The sequence below is a fragment of the Streptomyces sp. NPDC049687 genome, from assembly GCF_044465285.1.
Taxonomy (GTDB): Bacteria; Actinomycetota; Actinomycetes; order Streptomycetales; family Streptomycetaceae; genus Streptomyces.
Genome location: NZ_JBITLN010000010.1, coordinates 23,177 through 43,087, shown reverse-complemented (window position 1 = coordinate 43,087; position 19,911 = coordinate 23,177). Strand labels below are relative to the sequence as shown.

General features: G+C 72.5%; 18 protein-coding genes. 9 read left to right on the top strand and 9 right to left on the bottom strand.

All coding sequences use genetic code 11. From position 1 onward, the window contains the following. Window positions 1-35: 35 nt before the first annotated feature. Together ACIBVL_RS28675 and ACIBVL_RS28670 are read left to right on the top strand one after the other, a co-directional pair. Window positions 36-1,166: an acyl-CoA dehydrogenase family protein gene (locus ACIBVL_RS28675; RefSeq protein ID WP_399101345.1), complete on the top strand. Its 1,131-nt coding sequence runs from the start codon at window positions 36-38 to the stop codon at window positions 1,164-1,166. Beyond that, window positions 1,163-1,564: a RidA family protein gene (locus ACIBVL_RS28670; protein WP_399101343.1), complete on the top strand. Its 402-nt coding sequence runs from the start codon at window positions 1,163-1,165 to the stop codon at window positions 1,562-1,564. Before ACIBVL_RS28675 ends, ACIBVL_RS28670 begins: the two co-directional genes overlap by 4 nt. Window positions 1,565-1,571: 7 nt before the next feature. On the opposite strand, the gene ACIBVL_RS28665 is transcribed toward ACIBVL_RS28670, so the two are convergent. Then, window positions 1,572-1,766: a DUF5999 family protein gene (locus tag ACIBVL_RS28665; RefSeq protein ID WP_399101341.1), complete on the bottom strand. Its 195-nt coding sequence runs from the start codon at window positions 1,764-1,766 to the stop codon at window positions 1,572-1,574. A 230-nt stretch (window positions 1,767-1,996) separates the two neighbouring features. Here ACIBVL_RS28665 and ACIBVL_RS28660 point away from each other — a divergent pair, with 230 nt between their 5' ends. Next, window positions 1,997-2,425, top strand: coding sequence for a DUF6299 family protein (locus tag ACIBVL_RS28660; RefSeq protein WP_399101339.1), 429 nt, complete (start codon window positions 1,997-1,999; stop codon window positions 2,423-2,425). Window positions 2,426-2,598: 173 nt separating this feature from the next. Here ACIBVL_RS28660 and ACIBVL_RS28655 read toward each other — a convergent pair whose 3' ends face one another. From ACIBVL_RS28655 to ACIBVL_RS28630, 6 genes are all read right to left on the bottom strand, one after another. Beyond that, a complete protein-coding gene (locus tag ACIBVL_RS28655; protein WP_399101337.1) occupies window positions 2,599-3,534 on the bottom strand; it encodes a carbohydrate kinase family protein in 936 nt (311 codons plus the stop codon). A gap of 1 nt (window position 3,535) precedes the next feature. Continuing rightward, a complete protein-coding gene (gene metK / locus ACIBVL_RS28650) occupies window positions 3,536-4,699 on the bottom strand; it encodes a methionine adenosyltransferase (protein ID WP_399101335.1) in 1,164 nt (387 codons plus the stop codon). A gap of 107 nt (window positions 4,700-4,806) precedes the next feature. Then, on the bottom strand, window positions 4,807-5,139 hold the full coding sequence (locus ACIBVL_RS28645; protein ID WP_399101333.1) for an antibiotic biosynthesis monooxygenase family protein: 333 nt from the start codon (window positions 5,137-5,139) through the stop codon (window positions 4,807-4,809). A 67-nt stretch (window positions 5,140-5,206) separates the two neighbouring features. Continuing rightward, entirely contained in the window at window positions 5,207-6,463 is a 1,257-nt protein-coding gene (locus tag ACIBVL_RS28640) for a 3-deoxy-7-phosphoheptulonate synthase (protein ID WP_399101331.1), read from the bottom strand. Continuing rightward, window positions 6,463-7,155: an O-methyltransferase gene (locus ACIBVL_RS28635; protein WP_399101329.1), complete on the bottom strand. Its 693-nt coding sequence runs from the start codon at window positions 7,153-7,155 to the stop codon at window positions 6,463-6,465. The genes ACIBVL_RS28640 and ACIBVL_RS28635 overlap by 1 nt, the downstream gene beginning before the upstream one ends. Before the next feature lie 35 nt (window positions 7,156-7,190). Next, window positions 7,191-8,021 carry a hypothetical protein gene (locus ACIBVL_RS28630; protein ID WP_399101327.1) on the bottom strand — a complete coding sequence of 277 codons (831 nt, stop codon included), beginning with the start codon at window positions 8,019-8,021 and terminating at the stop codon, window positions 7,191-7,193. 547 nt (window positions 8,022-8,568) lie between these two features. On the opposite strand from ACIBVL_RS28630, the gene ACIBVL_RS28625 reads away from it, so the two are divergent. Then, complete coding sequence (locus ACIBVL_RS28625) at window positions 8,569-10,269, top strand: class I adenylate-forming enzyme family protein (protein WP_399101325.1); 1,701 nt, start codon at window positions 8,569-8,571, stop codon at window positions 10,267-10,269. 113 nt (window positions 10,270-10,382) lie between these two features. On the opposite strand, the gene ACIBVL_RS28620 is transcribed toward ACIBVL_RS28625, so the two are convergent. Then, complete coding sequence (locus ACIBVL_RS28620) at window positions 10,383-11,258, bottom strand: LysR family transcriptional regulator (protein WP_399101323.1); 876 nt, start codon at window positions 11,256-11,258, stop codon at window positions 10,383-10,385. A gap of 191 nt (window positions 11,259-11,449) precedes the next feature. Here ACIBVL_RS28620 and ACIBVL_RS28615 point away from each other — a divergent pair, with 191 nt between their 5' ends. From ACIBVL_RS28615 to ACIBVL_RS28600, 4 genes are all read left to right on the top strand, one after another. Beyond that, window positions 11,450-12,859 carry an MFS transporter gene (locus tag ACIBVL_RS28615; protein ID WP_399101321.1) on the top strand — a complete coding sequence of 470 codons (1,410 nt, stop codon included), beginning with the start codon at window positions 11,450-11,452 and terminating at the stop codon, window positions 12,857-12,859. A gap of 85 nt (window positions 12,860-12,944) precedes the next feature. Continuing rightward, on the top strand, window positions 12,945-13,553 hold the full coding sequence (locus ACIBVL_RS28610) for a VOC family protein (protein WP_399101319.1): 609 nt from the start codon (window positions 12,945-12,947) through the stop codon (window positions 13,551-13,553). Then, a complete protein-coding gene (locus ACIBVL_RS28605) occupies window positions 13,550-13,804 on the top strand; it encodes a hypothetical protein (RefSeq protein ID WP_399101317.1) in 255 nt (84 codons plus the stop codon). Before ACIBVL_RS28610 ends, ACIBVL_RS28605 begins: the two co-directional genes overlap by 4 nt. Next, entirely contained in the window at window positions 13,801-15,024 is a 1,224-nt protein-coding gene (locus ACIBVL_RS28600; protein ID WP_399101315.1) for an FAD-dependent monooxygenase, read from the top strand. Before ACIBVL_RS28605 ends, ACIBVL_RS28600 begins: the two co-directional genes overlap by 4 nt. 121 nt (window positions 15,025-15,145) lie before the next feature. On the opposite strand, the gene ACIBVL_RS28595 is transcribed toward ACIBVL_RS28600, so the two are convergent. After that, window positions 15,146-16,018, bottom strand: a complete 873-nt coding sequence (locus tag ACIBVL_RS28595; RefSeq protein ID WP_399101313.1) for a LysR family transcriptional regulator — start codon at window positions 16,016-16,018, stop codon at window positions 15,146-15,148. A gap of 454 nt (window positions 16,019-16,472) precedes the next feature. Here ACIBVL_RS28595 and ACIBVL_RS28590 point away from each other — a divergent pair, with 454 nt between their 5' ends. Further along, a complete protein-coding gene (locus ACIBVL_RS28590; RefSeq protein ID WP_399101311.1) occupies window positions 16,473-19,814 on the top strand; it encodes a S8 family peptidase in 3,342 nt (1,113 codons plus the stop codon). Window positions 19,815-19,911 lie beyond the last annotated feature (97 nt).

Here is a 19,911-nt window from a genome sequence, read left to right as displayed (position 1 = left end):
GGCCGCCGGCCACAGACGGCAGAGGGGACCTGGCGATGCCCGCATTCTCGCTCGAACCGGCACAGACGGCCTGGTGCGCCGAGCTGCGCGCCCTCGCCGGGGACCGGCTGCGCCCGCTCGCCGAGAAGGGCGAACCGGGTCGCGTCAACCGGCCCCTCCTCGCCGAGCTCGGCCGACTGGGGCTGCTCTCCCGCCTGTTCACCTCGGGCGCCCTCGACCTCTGCCTGATGCGCGAGTCCCTCGCGCAGGGCTGCACGGAGGCGGAGACCGCGCTCGCCCTCCAGGGCCTGGGCGCCCATCCGGTCCATGCCCATGGCACCCCCGCCCAGCGGGAGCGCTGGCTGCCGCGGGTGGCCGACGGCAGCGCGGTCGCCGCGTTCGCGCTGTCCGAACCGGGGGCGGGCTCGGACGCGGCGGCGCTGTCCCTCGCCGCCGAGCCCGACGGGCCGGACGCCTGGCGTCTGACCGGCGGCAAGAGCTGGATCTCCAACGCCCCCGAAGCCGACTTCTACACCGTCTTCGCCCGTACGACCCAGGACGCCGGAGCCCGCGGCGTCACCGCCTTCCTCGTCCCCGCCGACCGCCCCGGCCTCACCGGCACCCCCCTCGACATGCTCTCCCCGCACCCCATCGGCACCCTCGACTTCCACGCCGTCCCGGTCACGACGGCCGATGTACTGGGCGAGCCCGACCGCGGCTTCCGGGTCGCCATGACCACCCTGAACCTCTTCCGCCCCAGCGTCGGCGCCTTCGCGGTCGGCATGGCCCAGGCGGCCCTCGACGCGACCCTCGCCTGGACCTCCCGAAGGGACGCCTTCGGCGGCAAGCTGAGGGACCTCCAGACGGTCGCCCACACCGTCGCCGAGATGGCCCTGCGCACGGAGGCCGCCCGCCTGATGGTCCACGCGGCGGCCACGGCGTACGACACCGGCGCCCCCGACGTCCCGCAGCGCGCCGCCATGGCCAAGCTGCTGGCCACCGAGACCGCGCAGTACGTCGTCGACACGGCCGTCCAACTGCACGGCGCCCGCGCCCTGCACCGCGGCCACCTCCTCGAACACCTCTACCGCGAGGTGCGCGCACCGCGCATCTACGAGGGCGCCAGCGAGGTCCAACGAGGCATCATCGCCCGCGAGTTGTACGCCGGCCTGGAGGCCACCCGATGACGACGGAACGCGTCAACCCGCCCCGCCTCTCCCCGCCCACCGGCTTCTCCCACGCCGTCGTCGCCACCGGCACCCGGCTGGTGTTCCTCGCGGGTCAGACCGCGCTCGACGCCGACGGGAAGGTCGTGGGGGCCACCCTGCCCGAGCAGTTCGCGCGGGCGCTCGCCAACCTGCTGGCCGCGCTGGGGGCGGCGGGCGGCGGGCCGGCGGACCTGGCGCGCGTCACGGTCTACGTCACGGACGTCGCCGCCTATCGGTCCTGCGCCCCCGAACTCGGCCGGCTCTGGCGCGAGTCGGCCGGCCGGGACTATCCGGCGATGGCGGTGGTCGGCGTCGTACGGCTGTGGGACGAGGAGGCCCTCGTCGAGTTGGACGGGTTCGCGGTGCTGGACGGGTGAGCGGGTGTCACGCGGCGACGGCCAGGTGGCCGGCGGGCACCCGGTGCGGGGCCACGACACGGCCGTCGGGGAGGAGCTCGCCGGAGTCGTCGAAGACGATCGTGCCGTCGCACAGCAGGCTCCAGCCCTGCTCGGGGTGGGCGGCGACGACGTGCATCGCGGTAGCGTCGGCAGGAGCGGCGGCGAAGGAGTGGGAACACATGGCGCACCTCCACGTCGGTGGGGGCCGGCCGTCCGGTCGGCCTCGCATGCAACGACCATGCGCCCGTCGGCGGGGCATCGCCAGGGGGTTACCGGAAGCGTGACAGCACCAGGACAACTCCAGGACCGTTCGCCGACGACCGGAGCGGACTCGCCACCGAAGGAGTGACGATCACGGACCTGGACGCGTCCGCCCGGTACCAGTGGAATCCCTCACCACAGGAGGACTCCATGTCGCTTCGCCCTCTGCTGACCGCGGCCGCCGGCGCCGCCCTGTTCCTGCTCGCGGTACCGGGCCAGGCCGCCACCGCCGGCCCGTCCGAGACCGTCACCGTCGCCCCGGCCGCCCGGATCACCGCCGACGGCACCGTCACCCTGACCGGCACCTACCGCTGCGTCGGCAGCACGGGGCCGGTCTTCGTCAGCTCCTCCGTCCGGCAGGACCCGAGCACCACGCGGTACGGCGTCGGCGGCTCCCGTGCCCTGTGCGACGGCGCCGTGCACACCTGGCAGAACACCGGCAAGGCGCCCCAGGACGCCCTGAAGGCCGGCCCCGTCCACGTGGAGTCCACGCTGCTGGAGCTCGAACCCCGCGGCGGCCTGCCCCTGCCCCGCTTCCACGCGGTACAGCGGCAGGACGTCACCCTGACCCAGGTCTAGGGCGGGTTGTGAAAGTCCCGTCCGCCCGGCGGCGCCTGGCAAGCACGCTCGCTGCGTTGTCGGGGTCGCCCCGATACCTCCAGTATCGGGGCGACCCTCCGCCTTGCGATCGCACGCACCAGGCACCGCCGGGCCCGCCCTCCGGGCGGACGACGCTTCTTTCACAACACGCCCTAACCCGCGTAGGCCGACGCGAGCAGGGCGGGCAGGGCGTCCGGGGTGACGGCGTAGGACTGGGTGCCCACCGCAGCCAGGGCCCGGGACGCCAGGACCGAGCCCGTCCGGGCGCACCGCACCGGGTCCAGGCCCGCCGCCAGGCCGGAGAGGTAGCCCGCGCGGTAGGCGTCGCCGACGCCGGTCGGGTCGGCCACGGCGGCCGCCGGGGCCGCGGGCACCTCCAGCACCGGTTCGCCCGCCCGCTCGACACGGCTGCCCTTCTCGCCGAGGGTGGTCACCCAGGTCCCGACCCGGCCCAGCACCTCGGCCCGGGACCAGCCGCTCTTCTCCAGGAGCAGCCCGTGCTCGTACTCGTTGGTGAACAAGTGGTCGGCGCCCTCGACGAGTTCACGGATCGCCGCGCCGTCGAGGCGGGCCAACTGCTGGGAGGGATCGGCGAGGAAACGGACCCCGGCGGCCCGGCACGCGCGCGTGTGCCGGAGCATCGCCGCCGGATCGTCCGCCCCGACGAGCACGGTGTCCACACCCGCCCGCAGGACCTCCGCGAGATCGATCGCGGACGCCTCCGTCATCGCGCCCGGATAGAACGAGGCGATCTGGTTGCCGTCCGGGTCGGTCGTGCACAGGAAACGGGCCGTGTGGCGGGTGGCCGAGACCCGTACGGCGGCCGTGTCCACCCCGAGGGCCGCCAGCCGCGCCCCGTACGCCTCGAAGTCGGCGCCCACCGCCCCCACCAGCAGTGGCCGGTGGCCGAGCAGGGCCAGGCCGTACGCGATGTTCGCGGCGACCCCGCCCTCCCGGATCTCCAGGCTGTCCACCAGGAACGACAGGGAGACCCGGTCGAGACGGTCCGCCAGCAGCTGGTCCGTGATCCGGGCGGGGAACGTCATCAGATGGTCGGTGGCGATGGAACCGGTGACCGCGACGCGCATCTCAGGCCCCCGCCATCGCCCGCAGAGCCGCCACCCGGTCGGTGCGCTCCCAGGTGAACTCGGGAAGCTCCCGGCCGAAGTGACCGTAGGCGGCGGTCCGGGCGTAGATCGGGCGCAGCAGGTCCAGGTCGCGGATGATCGCCGCCGGGCGCAGATCGAAGACGTCGGTGATCGCCTTCTGGATGCGGTCCACGGCCACGGTCTCCGTGCCGAAGGTCTCCACGAACAGCCCGACCGGCTCGGCCCTGCCGATCGCGTACGCCACCTGCACCTCGCAGCGGGCCGCGAGCCCGGCGGCGACGACGTTCTTCGCCACCCAGCGCATCGCGTACGCGGCACTGCGGTCCACCTTGGAGGGGTCCTTGCCGGAGAACGCGCCGCCGCCGTGGCGGGCCATGCCGCCGTACGTGTCGATGATGATCTTGCGTCCGGTGAGGCCGGCGTCGCCCATCGGGCCGCCGACCTCGAACCGCCCGGTGGGGTTGACCAGCAGACGGTAGCCGTCCGTGTCGAGCTTGATGCCGGCCTCCAGCAGCGCCTTCAGCTCCGGCTCGACCACGAACTCCCGGATGTCCGGGGTCAGGAGCGTGTCCAGGTCGATGTCGGAGGCGTGCTGGGAGGAGACCACGACGGTGTCCAGACGGGCGGCGCGCTCACCGTCGTACTCGATGGTGACCTGGGTCTTGCCGTCGGGTCGCAGATAGGGCACCGCCCCGTCCCTGCGGACGGCCGTCAGACGCTGGGAGAGGCGGTGGGCGAGCTGGATCGGCAGCGGCATCAGCTCGGGGGTCTCGTCGGTGGCGTAACCGAACATCAGGCCCTGGTCGCCGGCGCCGCCGGTGTCGACGCCCTGCGCGATGTCCGGGGACTGCGCGCCGATCGACACCGAGACTCCGCAGGAGGCGCCGTCGAAGCCCTTCTTCGAGGAGTCGTAGCCGATCTCGAGGATCTTCTCGCGGACGAGCTGGGGTATCGGCGCGTACGCCCGCGTGGTGACCTCGCCGGCCACATGCACCAGGCCGGTCGTGATCAGGGTCTCGACGGCGACCCGGGACGTCGGGTCCTCGCGCAGCAGCGCGTCGAGGACGGTGTCGCTGATCTGGTCGGCGATCTTGTCGGGATGGCCCTCGGTCACGGACTCCGAGGTGAACAGACGGCGGGACATGGCGGGGACGTCTCCTTACCGGCGGGAGGGGGCGGCACCGCACCCCCGGGAGCGGGCGGTGCGGTGCCGTACGGCTCGGGCGCGTGCGGAAGGGCTTCCGGGTGCCGTCAGGCCTCCGGGTGGTGGACGGCGAACACCGTGTACGCGTGCGGGTCTGGCTTGGCCAGCGCGGCCGCGCGGTCGCGGTACACCTGGACGTCCGGGTCGGCCATGGTGGCCTTGATGTCGCGCTTGCTCTCCCACTGCGCGTAGTAGACCAGGCGCTTGCCGTCCAGGCTGGTCATGATGTTCACCGAGATGCACCCCGGCCGGTGCCGGATGAACTTCTCGGCGCCCTCGCTGAGCACCTCGGCCAGCTCGGTCTGCTTCTCCGGCTCGACCTCGAAGACGTTGATCATCGCGAAGGTGCCGTCGTCGGTACGGATCACGGTCTCGGACATGGTGTCGTTCCCTTTCCTTGTGATACGGGCTCGATATGCGGACGTGACGGGGTGGGGGCTCGAGGGGTCACGGGTTCGCCCAGGCGCGGGCCACCTCCAGCGCCTGCGCCGGGTTGAGGCGGGGATCGCAGTGGGACGCCGCGGCCGAGCCCCGGCCGCCGGCGCCGGCGTCGAGTTCCGCCGGGTCCGCCCAGACGCACTCGGCGACGTCGTACGGCGTGGTCTCCAGATGCAGTCCGGCGGGCGTGCCGCCCCCGGAGGTCACCGCCTCCAGAAAGGCGCGCACCTCCTCGACCACCGTGCGCACCGAGCGGACCTTCACACCCGACGGCGACTTGACGGTGTTGCCGTGCATCGGGTCGCACAGCCACGCCACCGGATGGCCGGCCTCGCGCACGGCGGCCACCAGCGGCGGCAGCGCCTCGCGGACCGCCCCCGCGCCCATCCGCGCGATCAGCGTGAGCCGCCCCGGCTCACGGCCGGGGTCCAGCCGGGCGCACAGGGCCAGCAGCTCCGCCGGCCGGGTCGCCGGGCCCACCTTGCACGCCACCGGGTTGGTTACCTGCGCCAGCATCCTGACGTGCGGGCCGTCGGACTGCCGGGTGCGCTCGCCGATCCAGGGCAGATGCGTGGAGGCCAGCAGGATGTCGCCGGACGGGGTCCGCCGCAGCAGCGGCAGCTCGTAGTCGAAGACGAGCGCCTCGTGGCTGGTCCACACCGGCGCCTCCGTCGGCAGCGCCCAGTCGCTGGTGCGGTGCCGCAGATAGGTCACGGCGCGGTGGGCGGCGTAGTAGCAGTCCAGCATCCGGCGCGGATCGGGGCGGCGGGCCTCGGCGGTCGGCTCGGGGGCGTTGACCAAGTGGCCGCGGTAGACCGGCAGTTCGACGCCGCCGGTCGTCTCGGTGGGGGCGCTGCGCGGCTTGGCGAACTGGCCCGCGATCCGGCCGACGCGCAGCACCGGCTTCCCCGTGCCCGCGACCATCACCCCGGCCAGCGCGTCCAGCAGCCCGGCCTTGCGCACCACGGCCGAGGGCTCGCACTCGGCCGGGTCCTCGGCGCAGTCGCCCGCCTGGATCACCAGATAGTGGCCGGTCGCGGCCTCCGCGAGGAGGGTCCGCAGCAGCCGGACCTCCTCCCAGCCCACCAGGCCCGGCAGCCGCGCCAGTTCGGCGCGCGCCGCCGCGACCCGGACCGGATCGTCCCAGTGCGGCTGCTGCTCGGCCGTGCCCAGCCCGGTGGGAAAGTCCTCGTCGAGATCGTCGAGCGGGGACTCCGCGGCGAGGGCGTGCAGCGGATATCCGTACGAGGATGTCGTGCCCGCCATCAGAACGGCGACTCTCCGGCCGGCAGCCGCCGCGCCATCGTCAGTCCGTCCGCGACCGGCAGCATCACCAGCTGGACCCGGTCGTCCTTGCGGGCGTGCTCGTTGAACGCCCGGATCGCGGCCGCCTTCTCGCCGGGGAACTCCTCGATCACCTCGCCGCTGAAGAGCGTGTTGTCGACGAGCAGCAGCGCCCCGGGCTTCATCCGCGGCACGAGCTCCTCCCAGTAGGTGATGTAGCCGGGCTTGTCCGCGTCGATGAACGCGAGGTCCAGATGTGGTTCGGCGGGCAGGGCGCGCAACGTCTCGGCGGCCGGGCCGAGCCGCAGCTCTATTCGGTCGCCGACCCCGCCGCGGGCCCAGAACTCGTGCGCCAGCGAGGTCCATTCGGGCGAGAGGTCGCAGGTGACGAGGGAGCCGCCGGGCGGAAGGCCGCGGGCCAGGCACAGCGAGGAGGAACCGGTAAAGGTGCCCACCTCGACGACGCGGCGGGCGCCGAGCAGCCGCACCAGGAAGGTCAGCAGGGCGCCCTCCTCGGGCGCGACCACCATGTGCGCCTGGTCGGGGACGGCCGCGCGGGTCCGCTCCTCCAGCTCGACCAGGAGCGGGTCGGGGGTCATCCTGCCCTCGGTGAGCAGATAGTCGTGGAGGTCGGGGGTGAGCGGGATGTTCCTGAGCGTCTCGTTCCGCAGCACGGGGTTTCTCCCGGTGGTCGTAGGGGCGTTCGGTCTCAGGCGGCGGTACGGCGGATGCGCGGCCACGCCTCGTAGGCGCGGCGGACGGCGTCGTCCTGGCGGGGGAGCGCGGCGGTGACGTCGCGCAGGTCGCCGGCGCAGTGCAGCTCGAACCGGCGTCGCTCGGCGGGCCGTTCGTGGTCGCGGACGAAGTAGAGGACGGTCGATCCGTGCGGTCCGCCCTCGTGCGGGTTGTGACCGCCGCCCTCCCACAGCAGCCCCGCCTCGGTGCGCCAGGCGGTGACGAGCTCGCCCAGCAGCGGTGCGGACGGGCGGCCGACGACGAACGCGGTGTGGTTCTCGAAACCGTTCTCGATCTCCGACTCCTCGACCCGCTGTCCGAGGTGCTCCCCGGGCCGCTCGTCGAAGGCGCGGCTGTCGTGCGGGAAGAGGAAGACCTCCACCGCCGGGTGCCGACGGCCGTCCGGCAGGTCCAGGCGCAGCCGGGTGATGTGGATCCGGCACAGCTCCGGGTCCAGGCCGTGACGCGCGCTCAGCCGGTTCCGCACCACCGTGCTCGGCACCGGCGGCAGCGGCGCCAGGCCGGCCCGCTCCAGATGACGCAGTCCCGCCTTCAGCGTGGTGGGGAACAGCAGGACGGCGCAGTGGTCGAACACGCAGTTCAGGTCCGTCAGGGACACCGCGTCGCCGTGCGGGACGACCGGTGCGAGAAGCGCGGACGCCGTCGCCGTGGAGGCGGAGCGGGCATCACGGATCGTGGCGTCCAGTCGGCGCAGATCCGTTCCGGAGAATGCGCCGCCCCCGTCCGTGAAGTCGGCCGGCAGCGGATTTTCCCGGGTTTTGCCAGAGGGATGGACTAAGGCCATTGATACCTCCTGCATCAGGGCCGACGGAATTCTGTGACGCGTTCCGCTCGCCGGGCAAGGGTGATCAGGTGCGATTCGGGGCCCCGCTGCTCGGGAAACCGCGTTCTCGGCTCTTGGCACCTTTCTGAACTGCGGAAACGTGGCAGTTCGGCCTTATCGATGACCTTCATCGGGGCTACCGATCGGCTCGGTCGGTAACCGTTCGGACATCTCGCTGAAGTGGAGACCGTGATTTCTCTATTGAGATTTCTTACCACTCGGGAAAGCGGTTCGTTCCGCTGCCGGAGCCGCTGCGGCGACCGACCGGGATTCGGTACCGCCGATGACCCCCATCGGCGGTACCGAACGGCGGGTGCGACGCGCCTTCGACGACCCGTCCGCGCCCGCCAGGAACCGCTTGCATAGGGAATTTTTATTGCGGCCGACCCGGAGATCCGTATCGGAATTCCTTATCGGTCTTCGCTGGACGATCCAATCCGGTGCCGCACAGAATCCGTGTCGCAAGGCAGTGAACCCGTTTCGCTCTGCCGCACCCGGAGGTTTCCTCGTGAACGCTCCCGCACCACCCATGGAATCCCCGGCGGCGCCGCGCACGTTCCCCGACGCACTGGAACGCGCCGCCGCCCGCCGTACGGAGCCCGCCGTATGGGACGGCGGCCGATGGCGGACCTGGCTCGACTGCCTGCGCCAGGCCGAACGGACCGCCGTCGCCCTGCACCGTCACGGCTTCACGGCCGGCGACGTCCTCGCGGCCCAACTGCCGAACTCCTGGGACCTGGTGGTCCTGCACGCGGCCACCGCCCGGCTCGGCGTCCTGCTGCTGCCCCTGCACTCCGCCTACGGCACCCACGAGGCCCGGGCCCTGATCGACCAGTCCGGCGCGACCGGCCTGGTGGCCCGCGCCTTCCATCGCGGGCACGACCGCATCGGCGAGATCCTCACCCTGCGCGAGCAGTGCCCGTCACTGCGGCACGTCTGGGTGAGGACCACGGGGGAGGGCCGTAGGGGAACCGCCGGGCTCCCCGAGGTGACCGAGCTGGTGTCCGAGGAGAACGGGGTGACCGGGCCGTCGGCCGAGGAGGCGGGCCCGCCGGTCCCGCTTCCGCCCCGCCCCCGGAACCCGTCCACCCCGCTGGTGCTGCTCGCCTCCTCCGGTACGACCTCCCAGCGGCCGAAACTCTGTGTCCACAGCCATGGCGGACTGCTCGGCAACGCGGCGGCCGTCGCGGCGGACGGCGGACTCGGCGCCGGCGACACCATCGTCTCCGCGAGCCCCCTCAGCCACGCCTTCGGGCTGCTGTCGGTGCATCTGGCCCTGGTGACCGGGGGAGCGGTCGGGCTGTTCGACGGCTGGGAGCCGGTGCGGTTCGCCCGGACCCTGGCCGCCGCCTCGGCCACCGCCGCGTTCGCGGTCCCCGCCCAGCTGCGCGACCTGCTCGCCCTCCCCCCGGACACGCTGCCGTCCCTCGCCCTGCGCGAGGTGCGCACCGGTGGCGCCCCCGTGCCCCGCGAACTCGCCGACGGCGTACGGAAGTCGCTCGGCGCACGGCTCGTCGTGCAGTGGGGGATGACCGAGGTCGGCGCCGGCACCTACACCCGGCCCGCCGACCCGCCCGAGGCCGCGTTCACCATCGGCCGGCCCGCCTCGGGCGCTCAGGTCAGGGTGGTGGGCCCGGCCGGTGAGCCGGCCGCGCCCGGGGAGACCGGCGAACTGCAGTACCGCAGCCCGTACATGTTCAGCGCCTACTACCGGGCCCCGGAGCAGACCCGGGCCGCCCTCACCCCCGACGGCTGGCTGCGCTCCGGCGACCTGGCCGCTCTGGGGGCGGACGGGGCGGTGACCTACCGGGGCCGCGCCGACGAGCTGATCAACCGGGGCGGGCTGAAGTTCAGCGCCCTGGAGGTCGAGGAACTCCTCAACGACCTGCCGGAGTTGGCACAGCACGCCGTCGTCGGCCGGCCCGATTCCCGCCTCGGCCAGCGCTCGTGCCTGCTGGTCGCACTGCGCGAGGGCGCGCGGCTGACCCTGGACGAGGTGACCACCCACCTCGCCCGCAAGGGCCTGGCCACCTACAAACTCCCCGAACAACTCGTCCTCGTGGACAGTCTCCCGACCACGGTCACCGGCAAGATCGCCCGAGCCCGCCTCAAGGCGATCCCCCTGCCGCCTCTCCCCGCACCCGCTCACCGGGCCGCACCCGCACCCGAGCCGGTACCGGTTCCCGGCAGGGCGGAGCCGGGCCGATGAGATGCCCGACGCGGGGTGGCCGGAGGGCGGCCGGCGCGACGGCAACAGCCCCGGCGGCAGCCACCCCGAGGGCGATCGCCCGCCCCGCGTCCGGTTGGCCGGTCCTCGCCCCCTCAGCCCCCCAGCTGCTTGCGCAGCACCGTCTGGAGGCCCATGAGGTTCGGGTTGGCCGAGTTGCGGTCCAGCCAGGTCATCGTGACCGCGGTGCGCAGATCCGCGTCGTCGACCCGGACCACGGCCACCTCACCCCGGTCGGCCTGGGCGCGCACCGCGAGCCGGGGCAGCAGCGCGCACCCCATGCCGGCCGCCACGCACGCCCCGAGCGTGCCGATGCTCGACACCTCCGCGACCGGCTCCTTCGCGGCCGAACCCGCGAAGACACCGTCGTACATCTCCCGGAAACCACAGCCCCGTTCGGTGGCCAGGAAGGGCTCCGCGGCCAGCTCCGCGAGGCCGGCCCGGCCCCGGGCGGCCAGCGGGTGGTCCGGCGGGGCGATGACCACCAGCGGCTCCTCGGCGAGCGTCTCGGCCCGCAGCCCCGCGTCCGCCGGCGGGTCGCCGAAGGTCAGACAGACGTCCAGGTCGCCCCGGCGCACCGCCTTGTACAGCTCGCCCCGGTTGTCCTGGGCCACCCGCACCCGCGCCTCGGGATACAGGGAGCGGTAGCGGGAGAGGACACCGGGCAGCAGATGCAGGCAGACCGTCTCCAGCGCGCCCACCGCCACCTCCGAGCCGGGCCGGGCGACCGCCCAGCGCGCCTCCTCCAGCAGCTTGAGGATGCGCTCGGTGTACTCCGACAGCGCCACCCCCTGAGGGGTCAGCCGTACTCTGCGCTGGGAACGGTCCAGCAGCTCCACGCCCAGGTCGCGCTCCAGCGCCTGGATCTGGTCGCTGACACTGGACTGCGCGTAGTGCAGTTCCCTGGCCGCCTGGGTGACGCTGAGCGTCCTGGCGACCGTCTCGAACGTCCGAAGATGCCGTAACTCCACGATCCCGGGTCCCCCTTGCTGACCGACTCGACGACCGATCGGCTCAGCCGATGTTACCCATAGGGCATTCCCGGCGTCAGGAGCGGCAATTCGCCTTTCCCGTCGGCTTGAATGGTTTGTGCCGCCCCCCAACATCCCCCGTCCGGGGGCGAATTATCGAAGCTGCAACAAACTGAAACAAAGGAGAAATCATGTCGACGCAGGCGGAACCGCAACGGGCTTCCGTCGCACCGGCACGAACCGACAAGCCCTCCCGGACCTTGCTGATCGGGCTCTCGCTCGGCTACTTCATGGTCCTGCTGGACATGACGATCGTCTCGGTGGCGCTGCCCGCCATCTCCAGTGACCTGCACGTCGGGCTCAGCGGTCTGCAGTGGGTCACCAACGGCTACACCATCACCTTCGCCGCTCTGCTGCTCACCGCGGGCTGGCTGTCCGACCGCTACGGCGGCCGTCGGGTCTTCCTCTGGGGCCTCGCCGCCTTCGGCGTGCTCTCGGGCGTCTCGGCCGCCGCGACCACCCTGGGCGCCCTGGTCGGGCTGCGCCTCGCGCTCGGTGTCGCCGGCGCGCTGCTGCTGCCGGCCTCCCTCGCCGTGATCACCAACGCCTACACCGACCCCGCCGACCGCGCCCGTGCCGTCGGCAACTGGGCGGCCATCACCGGCGCCGCGCTCGCCGCGGGCCCGCTGGTCGGCGGCGCGCTCACCGACAGCGTCGGCTGGCGGGCGATCTTCCTGGTCAACGTGCCGCTGGCGCTGGTGAGTTTCTTCATCACCCTGCGCCTGGCCCCGGAGACCGCGCTCAAGCAGCGCAGCGGCCTCGACGTCACCGGACAGCTCAGCGCCGTGGTCGCGCTGGCCGCGTTCGTGTACGCGCTGATCGAGGGCCCGGACAAGGGCTGGGCGACCGGCCCGGTGCTCGGCGCCTTCGCGCTCACGGCGGTCGCGGCCGCGGTGTTCATCACCGCCGAGGTACGGGCCGGCGACGCGGCGATGCTGCCACTGCGGATGTTCCGCAGCCGGGGCTTCTCCGCCGCGCTGGGCGCCGGCCTGCTCGCCAACTTCGGCCTGTCCGGTCTGCTGTTCGTGCTGGCGCTGTTCTTCCAGGAGAGCCGCGGCTACTCCTCCTTCAACGCCGGTCTCGCCTTCCTGCCGCTGACCCTGCCCACCGCCTTCAACCCCATCTACACCGGCCGCCTGGTCGGCCGGATCGGCCCGCGCCGCCCCGCGACCACCGGGTTCCTGCTGATGGGCGTCGGCGCCCTGCTCCAGGCCCCCTTCACCGGGGACTCCGCCCTCGACCTGACCGCCACGATCGTCGGCCTGCTGGCCTTCGGCTTCGGCGTCTCCTTCGCCCTGCCCGCGCTCGTCGCCGGCATGGCCAGTTCCATCCCCACCGAGTTCGCCGGCATCGGCGCCGGCACGCTCAACTCCGCCCGCCAGGTCGGCGCCTCCCTCGGCGTCGCCGTCCTCGGCGTGATCCTCAACCTGTCCTCGACCACCGCCGACGGCACCCGCTGGGCGCTGGTCGTCGGCGGCGCGTCCCTGCTGCTCGGGGCGCTCATCGCGGGAACGGGACTGCGGGGTCGTACCGCGAACTGACACCGGTTCGCCCCTTCCGTCTCCCGACGACCCCGTCCCCGTGACGCGCAGCGCCCTGCCGGCTGTCCCGACCACTGGAGGAGCATTGGCAACCGCATCACCGTCCGACCGTCCCCACCCCGGCCGGCCGGGCCTGCGCGTCGACGGGGTCGACCATCTCGCCTTCGTCACCTGGAAACCCCGGGCGACCGTGGAGTTCTACACCCAGACCCTCGGCATGCCGCTGGTGCACGCGATCACCGCGACCGGCTGGGTCACCGAGGACTACCCCGACTTCGTGCACTTCTTCTTCGACATGGGCGCGGGCAACCGCATCGCGTTCTTCTACTACTTCGGCCTGCCGCAGGAGGACGCCCCCAGCGACCTCATGCACCGCTCCCGGCACCTCGCCTTCCACGTCGACACCGAGGAGGAGCTCCTCGCCTGGCGCGACCGGCTGAAGGCCCACGGGGTGCGGGTCACCCCGCCGCTGCCGCACGAACTGATCGAGTCCATCTACTTCGACGACCCCAACGGCATCCAGCTGGAGATCACCCGCCCGCTGCGCGAGATGTCCGGCATCGACTCCCGGGACGCCGAACTGACCGTCCGCGCGCTCGCCGACGTCGCCGAGTCCCCGCGGCCCACCGTCGAGGCGCTGTGGCAGCGCAAGGCCGAACTGGTCCGTAAATCAGCGGAGGTGGCGGAACTGTGACGCTCGCGCTGTACGTGCTGGACGTACCGGAGTTCGAACCCGTCGTGCACACCGCCGAGGCCGCCGGCATGGCCGTCCGGCACACCGGCGACTACCTGGAGCTGAGCTCCGCCGCCGACGAGGTGGTGCTGCGCCGCGACCCCGCCGCTATCCGCACCGCGGTCTGGTTCGCCACCCTCACCGGCGGCCTGGACGGCCGCATCGTCGCCTTCACCGCCGACACGCTCCACCTCGCCAAGGAGGCGGTATGAGTTCCCCGACGCGTCATCCGGTCCTGATCGCGGGCGCCGGCCCGGCCGGCCTCAGCGCCGCCCTGGCCCTGCGCGCCGCGGGCCTGCCCGCCGTGGTCCTCGAACGCCGTACGGAGTCCTCGGTGCGCCCCGGCAGCCGCGCCGCCTACCTCCACGGCGCCTCCCTGCGCGAACTGGAGCGGCTCAGCCCCGGGCTCGGCCACGAGATAGCGGGCCGCGGCCTGATGTGGGCGACGAAACGGTCGTACTGGGCGGGCCAGGAGGTCTACACCCGTACGTACCCGCCCTCGGCCCGCGACGGTCTGCCGCCCTTCACCAGCCTCCCGCAGGTGATCACCGAGGACCTGATGGCCACCGCCTGCCGCAAGCACGGGGTGGAGTTCCACTGGGGGGTGGAGGTGACGTCCGCCGAGTCCACCCCCGACGGGGTACGGCTGACCGACGCGTCCGGCGGCGAGTGGCTCGCCGACTACGTGATCGCGGCCGACGGCGCCCGCTCGGTGCTGCGCACCGCCATCGGCAGCCCGCTGGAGGGCCCGCGCTCCCAGAACACCTTCGTCGTCGTCGACCTGGACGACGACCCCGACCACAACCCCATGCCGATCGAGCGGGTCTTCCACTACCGGCACCCCCGGGTGGGCGGCCGCAACGTGCTGACCGTGCCCTTCGCCGGCGGCTGGCGGGTCGACCTCAACCTCCTCGTCCACGACGACCCCGAGCGGTACGTCTCCCCGGAGGGCCTGCGCCGCTGGATCCCGCGGATCCTGCCCGAGGCGTACGGCGAACGGGTGCGCTGGGTGTCGACGTACCGTTTCGCCCAACAGGTCGCGGCACGCTTCACCGACACCCACCACCGGGTGCTGCTGACCGGTGAGGCGTCCCACCTGTTCGCGCCGTTCGGGGCCCGTGGCATGAACTCCAGCGTGCCGGACGCGGTCCGGGCGGTGGAGGCGGCGGTGGAGGCCCTGGAGACCGGCGGCGCGGGTGCCACCCGGGCCGTCGCCCGGTTCGCCGAGGAACGCAAGGAAGCGGCCACCTACAACCGCGCCTGCGCCAGCGCGGCCCTGGAGCACATGCTGGCCCACCGCCCCTCCCTCTGGCTGCGCCAGCGCGCCGCGGCAGCCGTCGCCACGGCGGGCCGCCGCGCCGGCGCCTGGCTGGACTCCGCCCCCTACGGCCCGAAACTGGCCGCCCGCGGCGCCGCCCGCAGTTCCTACTGATCCCCGCCCATCGCCGGGCATGTGCCCGGCAGGCCCTCGAACCGCCTCCGACGGCGGCCCCGCCGCGACCGGTCCCTCCCCCGTACCGGCCGCCCGGCGCCACCGTCGGAGGCCCGGCCGGCTACGGCGGCGACAGGGGAACGTCCGCCAGTGTCGCGCGGGCCGCCGCGCGGGCGGCGTCGACGACGGAGGGGCGGACGGTGGGGGAGAAGGCCAGATAGACCGGCAGGGGTGCGGGTGCCGGGCCCAGGACCCCGGGCGGGGCCGGGCGCAGCGCGGGATGGCTGTGGTGGGCGCTCTCGCTGAGCGCGGTGTAGGCGAGCCCCGCCTGCACGGACGCCCGGACCGCCAGCGGGTCGGAACTCCACGGGACGGAGCGCCACAGGACACCCTGTTCGGCGAGCGCCTCGACGATCCGGATGGACAGCGCCGAGCGCTCACCGGTCAGCGCGATCGGCACACCCCGCTCCCCGGCCGTGAGCGGCGCGTGCCCGAACCAGCCGAGGCGCAGCCGCCCCAGCAACTCGCACCGGGGCGTCTCCGTCCCGAGCAGCAGGGCCGCCTCCAACTCCCCTTCCGTGACCCGGTCGGCGAGTGCGGCGCTGACGCCGGTGACCATGGCGCACCGCAACCCGGGCCGTTCCGCGGCCAGTTGCATGAGCATGGTGCGCAGTCCCTCGGCGAAATGGATCGAACAGCCCATGCCGAACGACTCCTGACTGGAAATCGCCGACAGTTTGTTCAGCACTTCGTTGTTGAGGAGGATCACCCGGCGCGCGTGGGCCACCAGTTCCCGGCCGGCCGGTGTCAGCCGTAACGGCCGTTTGGTGCGCTGGAACAACGGCGCCTGAATGATGGATTCCAGCCGCTGGATCTGCTGACTCACCGTCGGCTGGGTCACGTGCAGCGACTGCGCGGCCCGGGAGAAACCGTCCTCGTTGACCACGGCCAGCAGGGTGCGCAGGAGTTTCACCTCGATGTCGCGCTGCGACACTGCCTCACCACCGTTCTGCTGGGAGCGGTGGCCGGAAATCTAATCGTGAAACGTTTCTGGACGCACGGCAGCAGAACATGGAGCCCCCCGTAAGCTCGCATTTCCGAAAAGGCATGCGGACCCATTGATACCGGATCTCTTGCATGTGCGACGAGGGGTGATGTGCGCCAAGTACCTGACATGCGAGCCTTGTCCGGCAAATTTTACCGAACCTTCGAACTTCAGGTACTTGGCCTGTTACCGATGCAATCTTCGTCCTTGTCGCTCCGGTGCCGCGCCGAGTGCCCGGGACGGCCGTTGCGGCTCCGTTATCGGCCGGTCCAGGCGCGGTCACATGGCGGTTGCAGCCTCGGTGACCGTGATCACGACCGCTCACCGAGAGAGATACGGGATGACCATGCCCCTACCGCCCAGCAGACGCTTACGTGCGGCCACCCCACTGAAAGTCCTCGCCATGGCCGTCGTACTGGCCGCGACCGGCATGCCGGGGGTGAGCCAGGCCGTCGCGTCCTCCTCCGCCGCTCCGGACTCGGGGACCTCGCTGTCCGGTCCGGCTTCGAAGAGCGCGAAGACGGTGACCCTGATCACCGGCGACAAGGTGACGATCGCCGCGGACGGCTCGGTCACCGGGATCGAGCGGGCCGAAGGACGCGAGAGCGCGTCGTTCTCCCTCCGGAAGGCCGACGGGCACAGTTACGTCGTCCCGGGCGACGCGGCACTCGCGGTGGCCCAGGGCACGCTGGACCGGCGGCTGTTCGACGTGACCCAGCTGCTCGCCTACGGCTACGACGACGCCGGGCGGTCCGACCTGCCGCTGATCGTCACCTACAACGGGAACGAGACACCGTCCGCGAGCGCCTTCCGTGACGCACGGGCGCGGGTGAGCCGAACGCTGGACAGCGTCAACGGAGTGGCGCTGCGCGCCGACAAGCGCGGCGGCGCCGCGCTCTGGAACACCTTCACCGACGGCGGCGAGTCCGGCCGGGGCACCGCGCGGCTGACCGGTTCCCCGGCGGTGAAGAAGGTGAAGAAGGTCTGGCTGGACGGCAGGCGCAAGGCGAGCCTGGACAAGAGCGTGCCCCAGATGGGCACTCCCACGGCCTGGGACGCCGGGTACGACGGCACCGGCGTCAAGGTCGCCGTGCTGGACACCGGCGTCGACCAGACACACCCCGACCTCGCGGGCCAGGAGATCGCCGAACAGAACTTCTCCGACTCCCCCGACGGTGTGGACCGGTTCGGTCACGGCACCCATGTGGCCTCGACGGTGGCGGGTACGGGTGCGAAGTCGGGCGGCACGTTCAAGGGGGTCGCGCCGGGCGCGCGAATCCTGGACGGCAAGGTCATGAACGACAGGGGCGAGGGCGCGGACTCCTCCGTCATCGCGGGCATGGAATGGGCGGTGGCCCAGGGCGCCGACGTCGTCAACCTCAGCCTCGGCGGCACGGACACGCCCGGTGTCGACCCGCTGGAGGAGACGGTCAACCGTCTCTCCGCCGAAAGTGACACGCTGTTCGTCATCGCCGCGGGCAACGAGGGCGATCAGGGCGAGTCCACCGTCGGGTCACCGGGCAGCGCCGAGTCCGCGCTGACGGTCGGCGCGGTGGACAAGGCCGACAAACTCGCCGACTTCTCCAGCCGCGGCCCGCGGGTCGGCGACGGCGGGGTCAAGCCGGACCTCACCGGGCCGGGCGTCGACATCACGGCCGCCGCCGCCACCGGCAGCCGGGTGGAGAAGGGGTCTCCCTCGGGCACGCCCGGTTACGCCACGCTGAGCGGTACGTCGATGGCCACCCCGCATGTCGCCGGCGCCGCCGCCATCCTGGCGCAGCGGCACCCGGACTGGACCGGCGAGCGGATCAAGGCGGCTCTCACCGCCTCGACGAAGCCCGGCCCCTACAGCGCGTACCAGCAGGGCACCGGCCGCACCGATGTGGCCCGGGCGATCGGGCAGACCGTCGTCACCGAACAGGGCCCGCTCGGCTTCGGCCTCCAGCAGTGGCCGCACACCGACGACCAGCCGGTGACGAAGGAGATCACCTACCGCAACCTCGGCACCGAACCGGTCGTCCTCGACCTGGGCGTCGAGGCGCTCGGGGTGGACGGCAAGCCCGCTCCCGAGGGCATGTTCCAGATCTCGACGCGGCAGCTGAGCGTCCCGGCGGGCGGTACGGCGAGTGCCACGGTGACCGCCGACACCCGGGTCGGCGGCGACGCCGACGGCTCCTACGGCGGCTCGGTGACCGCGACCTCGGCCGACGGCGAGACCGCGGTGCGCACCGCCTTCGGGGTGGAGCGCGAGGTCGAGTCGTACGACCTGACCATCAAGCAGCTCGACGACGAAGGCAAGCCGACCGGCAGGGGGTTCACGGCGATCGACGGCCGGGACCGCGACTTCCACAAGGAGGTCGCCGACCCGGCGGACGGTGAGCTCACGGTGCGACTGCCCAAGGGCGGCTACGCGCTCACCGGGTTCCTCGGCGCCGCCGACGCCTCCGCCGCCGAATCCCTCTTCCTGGCTCCGGCCGTCCAGCTGGACAAGGACACCACCATCGTCATGGACGCCGGACAGGCCAAGCCCGCGCGGGTCACCGTCCCCGACGCGCAGGCCGAGAACTACCACGCCCAGCTCATCCCGGGTTACACCCGCTCCGACGGGCAGCCCCTCGAGCCGGTCGTCCTCGCCTACCCCGGCTTCCAGAGCTTCAAGGTCGCGCACATCGGCCCCAAGGCACCGAAGGACGCGGCATACGCCCAGTACAGCGGCTTCTGGACCCGTCAGGACGCCGACGGGCACGCCGTGAACTACCGCATGGCGTGGAACCGTACGGGTTCGCTCGGCGGTTTCACCGCACGTGTCCGGCGCGAGGACCTCGCCAAGATCGACTTGACCGTGGGCACGCCCGGCCCGGACCAGAACGCGCAGATCGCGACGGTGCCCCTGACGCCCGACGGCTTCGGGGCCGACTACAGCGCCCTCCCCGAGCTGGAACTGCCGCTGCGGACCACCGAATACGTCCTCGGCAATGGCCTCAAGTGGGGTTACACCATGTGGGACCTGGCGGCCTCGCTGGACGATCCGTACACGGCGTTCAAGCCGGGGAAGAGCTACACCCGTCGGTTCAACGTCGGTGTCTTCGGCCCGACCCTGTCCGCGGCCGAGGACGAACCGGAGTTGACGCGGCCCGGTCTCGCGCGGCGCGGGAACACGGTCAAGGCGGTGCTGCCCCTGTTCGCCGACGGCGACGGACATGTGGGCTACGCCAGCACCTACACGGTGGAGAGTTCGCTCCGCGCGGACGGCGAGGAGATCCCCACCGACGGCGATCCGCTGTTCTCCGCCGAGTACACGGTCCCCGCGGAGGACCGCCGGTACGAGCTGAGCCTCGACGCCTCCCGGGACCCCGAGCTGTTCTCGCTCAGCACCCGAGTGCGGGCACAGTGGACGTTCAGGTCGGCGCAGGTGTCCGAGGACGACTGGACCCGGCTGCCGCTGTCCGTGGTCCGTTTCCGCCCCGAGCTGTCGCTGACCAGCACCGCGAAGGCCGGGGAGACGTTCGAGGTGCCCTTCACCGTCGAGGGCGCCGCCACCGCGCGCACGGTCCGGAAGCTGGCCTTCGAGGTGTCCTACGACGAGGGCAGGACCTGGGAGGCGGCCAAGAAGGTCGACGGCACCCACCTGTCACTGCGCCACCCCGCTCAGCCGGGCACCGTCTCCCTGCGAGCCGAGCTGACCGACCGTGACGGCAACACCCTGGTCCAGACAGTGGAGCGCGCCTACCGCACCATCCGGTAAGGCGAAGACCCACGCGGCCCCGCGCCCACGGCGCGGGGCCGCGTGGGTGGTCGAGCAGGTCGCCGTCAGCGATTTCGCGTGCCACCTGCGCACCACC

Coding starts and splice junctions, on each gene's coding strand:
- ACIBVL_RS28630 (WP_399101327.1), bottom strand. CDS start 8,021: ATGGCCTTAGTCCATCCCTCTGGCAAAACCCGGGAAAATCCGCTGCCG.
- ACIBVL_RS28670 (WP_399101343.1), top strand. CDS start 1,163: ATGACGACGGAACGCGTCAACCCGCCCCGCCTCTCCCCGCCCACCGGC.
- metK (WP_399101335.1), bottom strand. CDS start 4,699: ATGTCCCGCCGTCTGTTCACCTCGGAGTCCGTGACCGAGGGCCATCCC.
- ACIBVL_RS28640 (WP_399101331.1), bottom strand. CDS start 6,463: ATGGCGGGCACGACATCCTCGTACGGATATCCGCTGCACGCCCTCGCC.
- ACIBVL_RS28655 (WP_399101337.1), bottom strand. CDS start 3,534: ATGCGCGTCGCGGTCACCGGTTCCATCGCCACCGACCATCTGATGACG.
- ACIBVL_RS28645 (WP_399101333.1), bottom strand. CDS start 5,139: ATGTCCGAGACCGTGATCCGTACCGACGACGGCACCTTCGCGATGATC.
- ACIBVL_RS28675 (WP_399101345.1), top strand. CDS start 36: ATGCCCGCATTCTCGCTCGAACCGGCACAGACGGCCTGGTGCGCCGAG.
- ACIBVL_RS28660 (WP_399101339.1), top strand. CDS start 1,997: ATGTCGCTTCGCCCTCTGCTGACCGCGGCCGCCGGCGCCGCCCTGTTC.
- ACIBVL_RS28615 (WP_399101321.1), top strand. CDS start 11,450: ATGTCGACGCAGGCGGAACCGCAACGGGCTTCCGTCGCACCGGCACGA.
- ACIBVL_RS28665 (WP_399101341.1), bottom strand. CDS start 1,766: ATGTGTTCCCACTCCTTCGCCGCCGCTCCTGCCGACGCTACCGCGATG.
- ACIBVL_RS28590 (WP_399101311.1), top strand. CDS start 16,473: ATGGCCGTCGTACTGGCCGCGACCGGCATGCCGGGGGTGAGCCAGGCC.
- ACIBVL_RS28600 (WP_399101315.1), top strand. CDS start 13,801: ATGAGTTCCCCGACGCGTCATCCGGTCCTGATCGCGGGCGCCGGCCCG.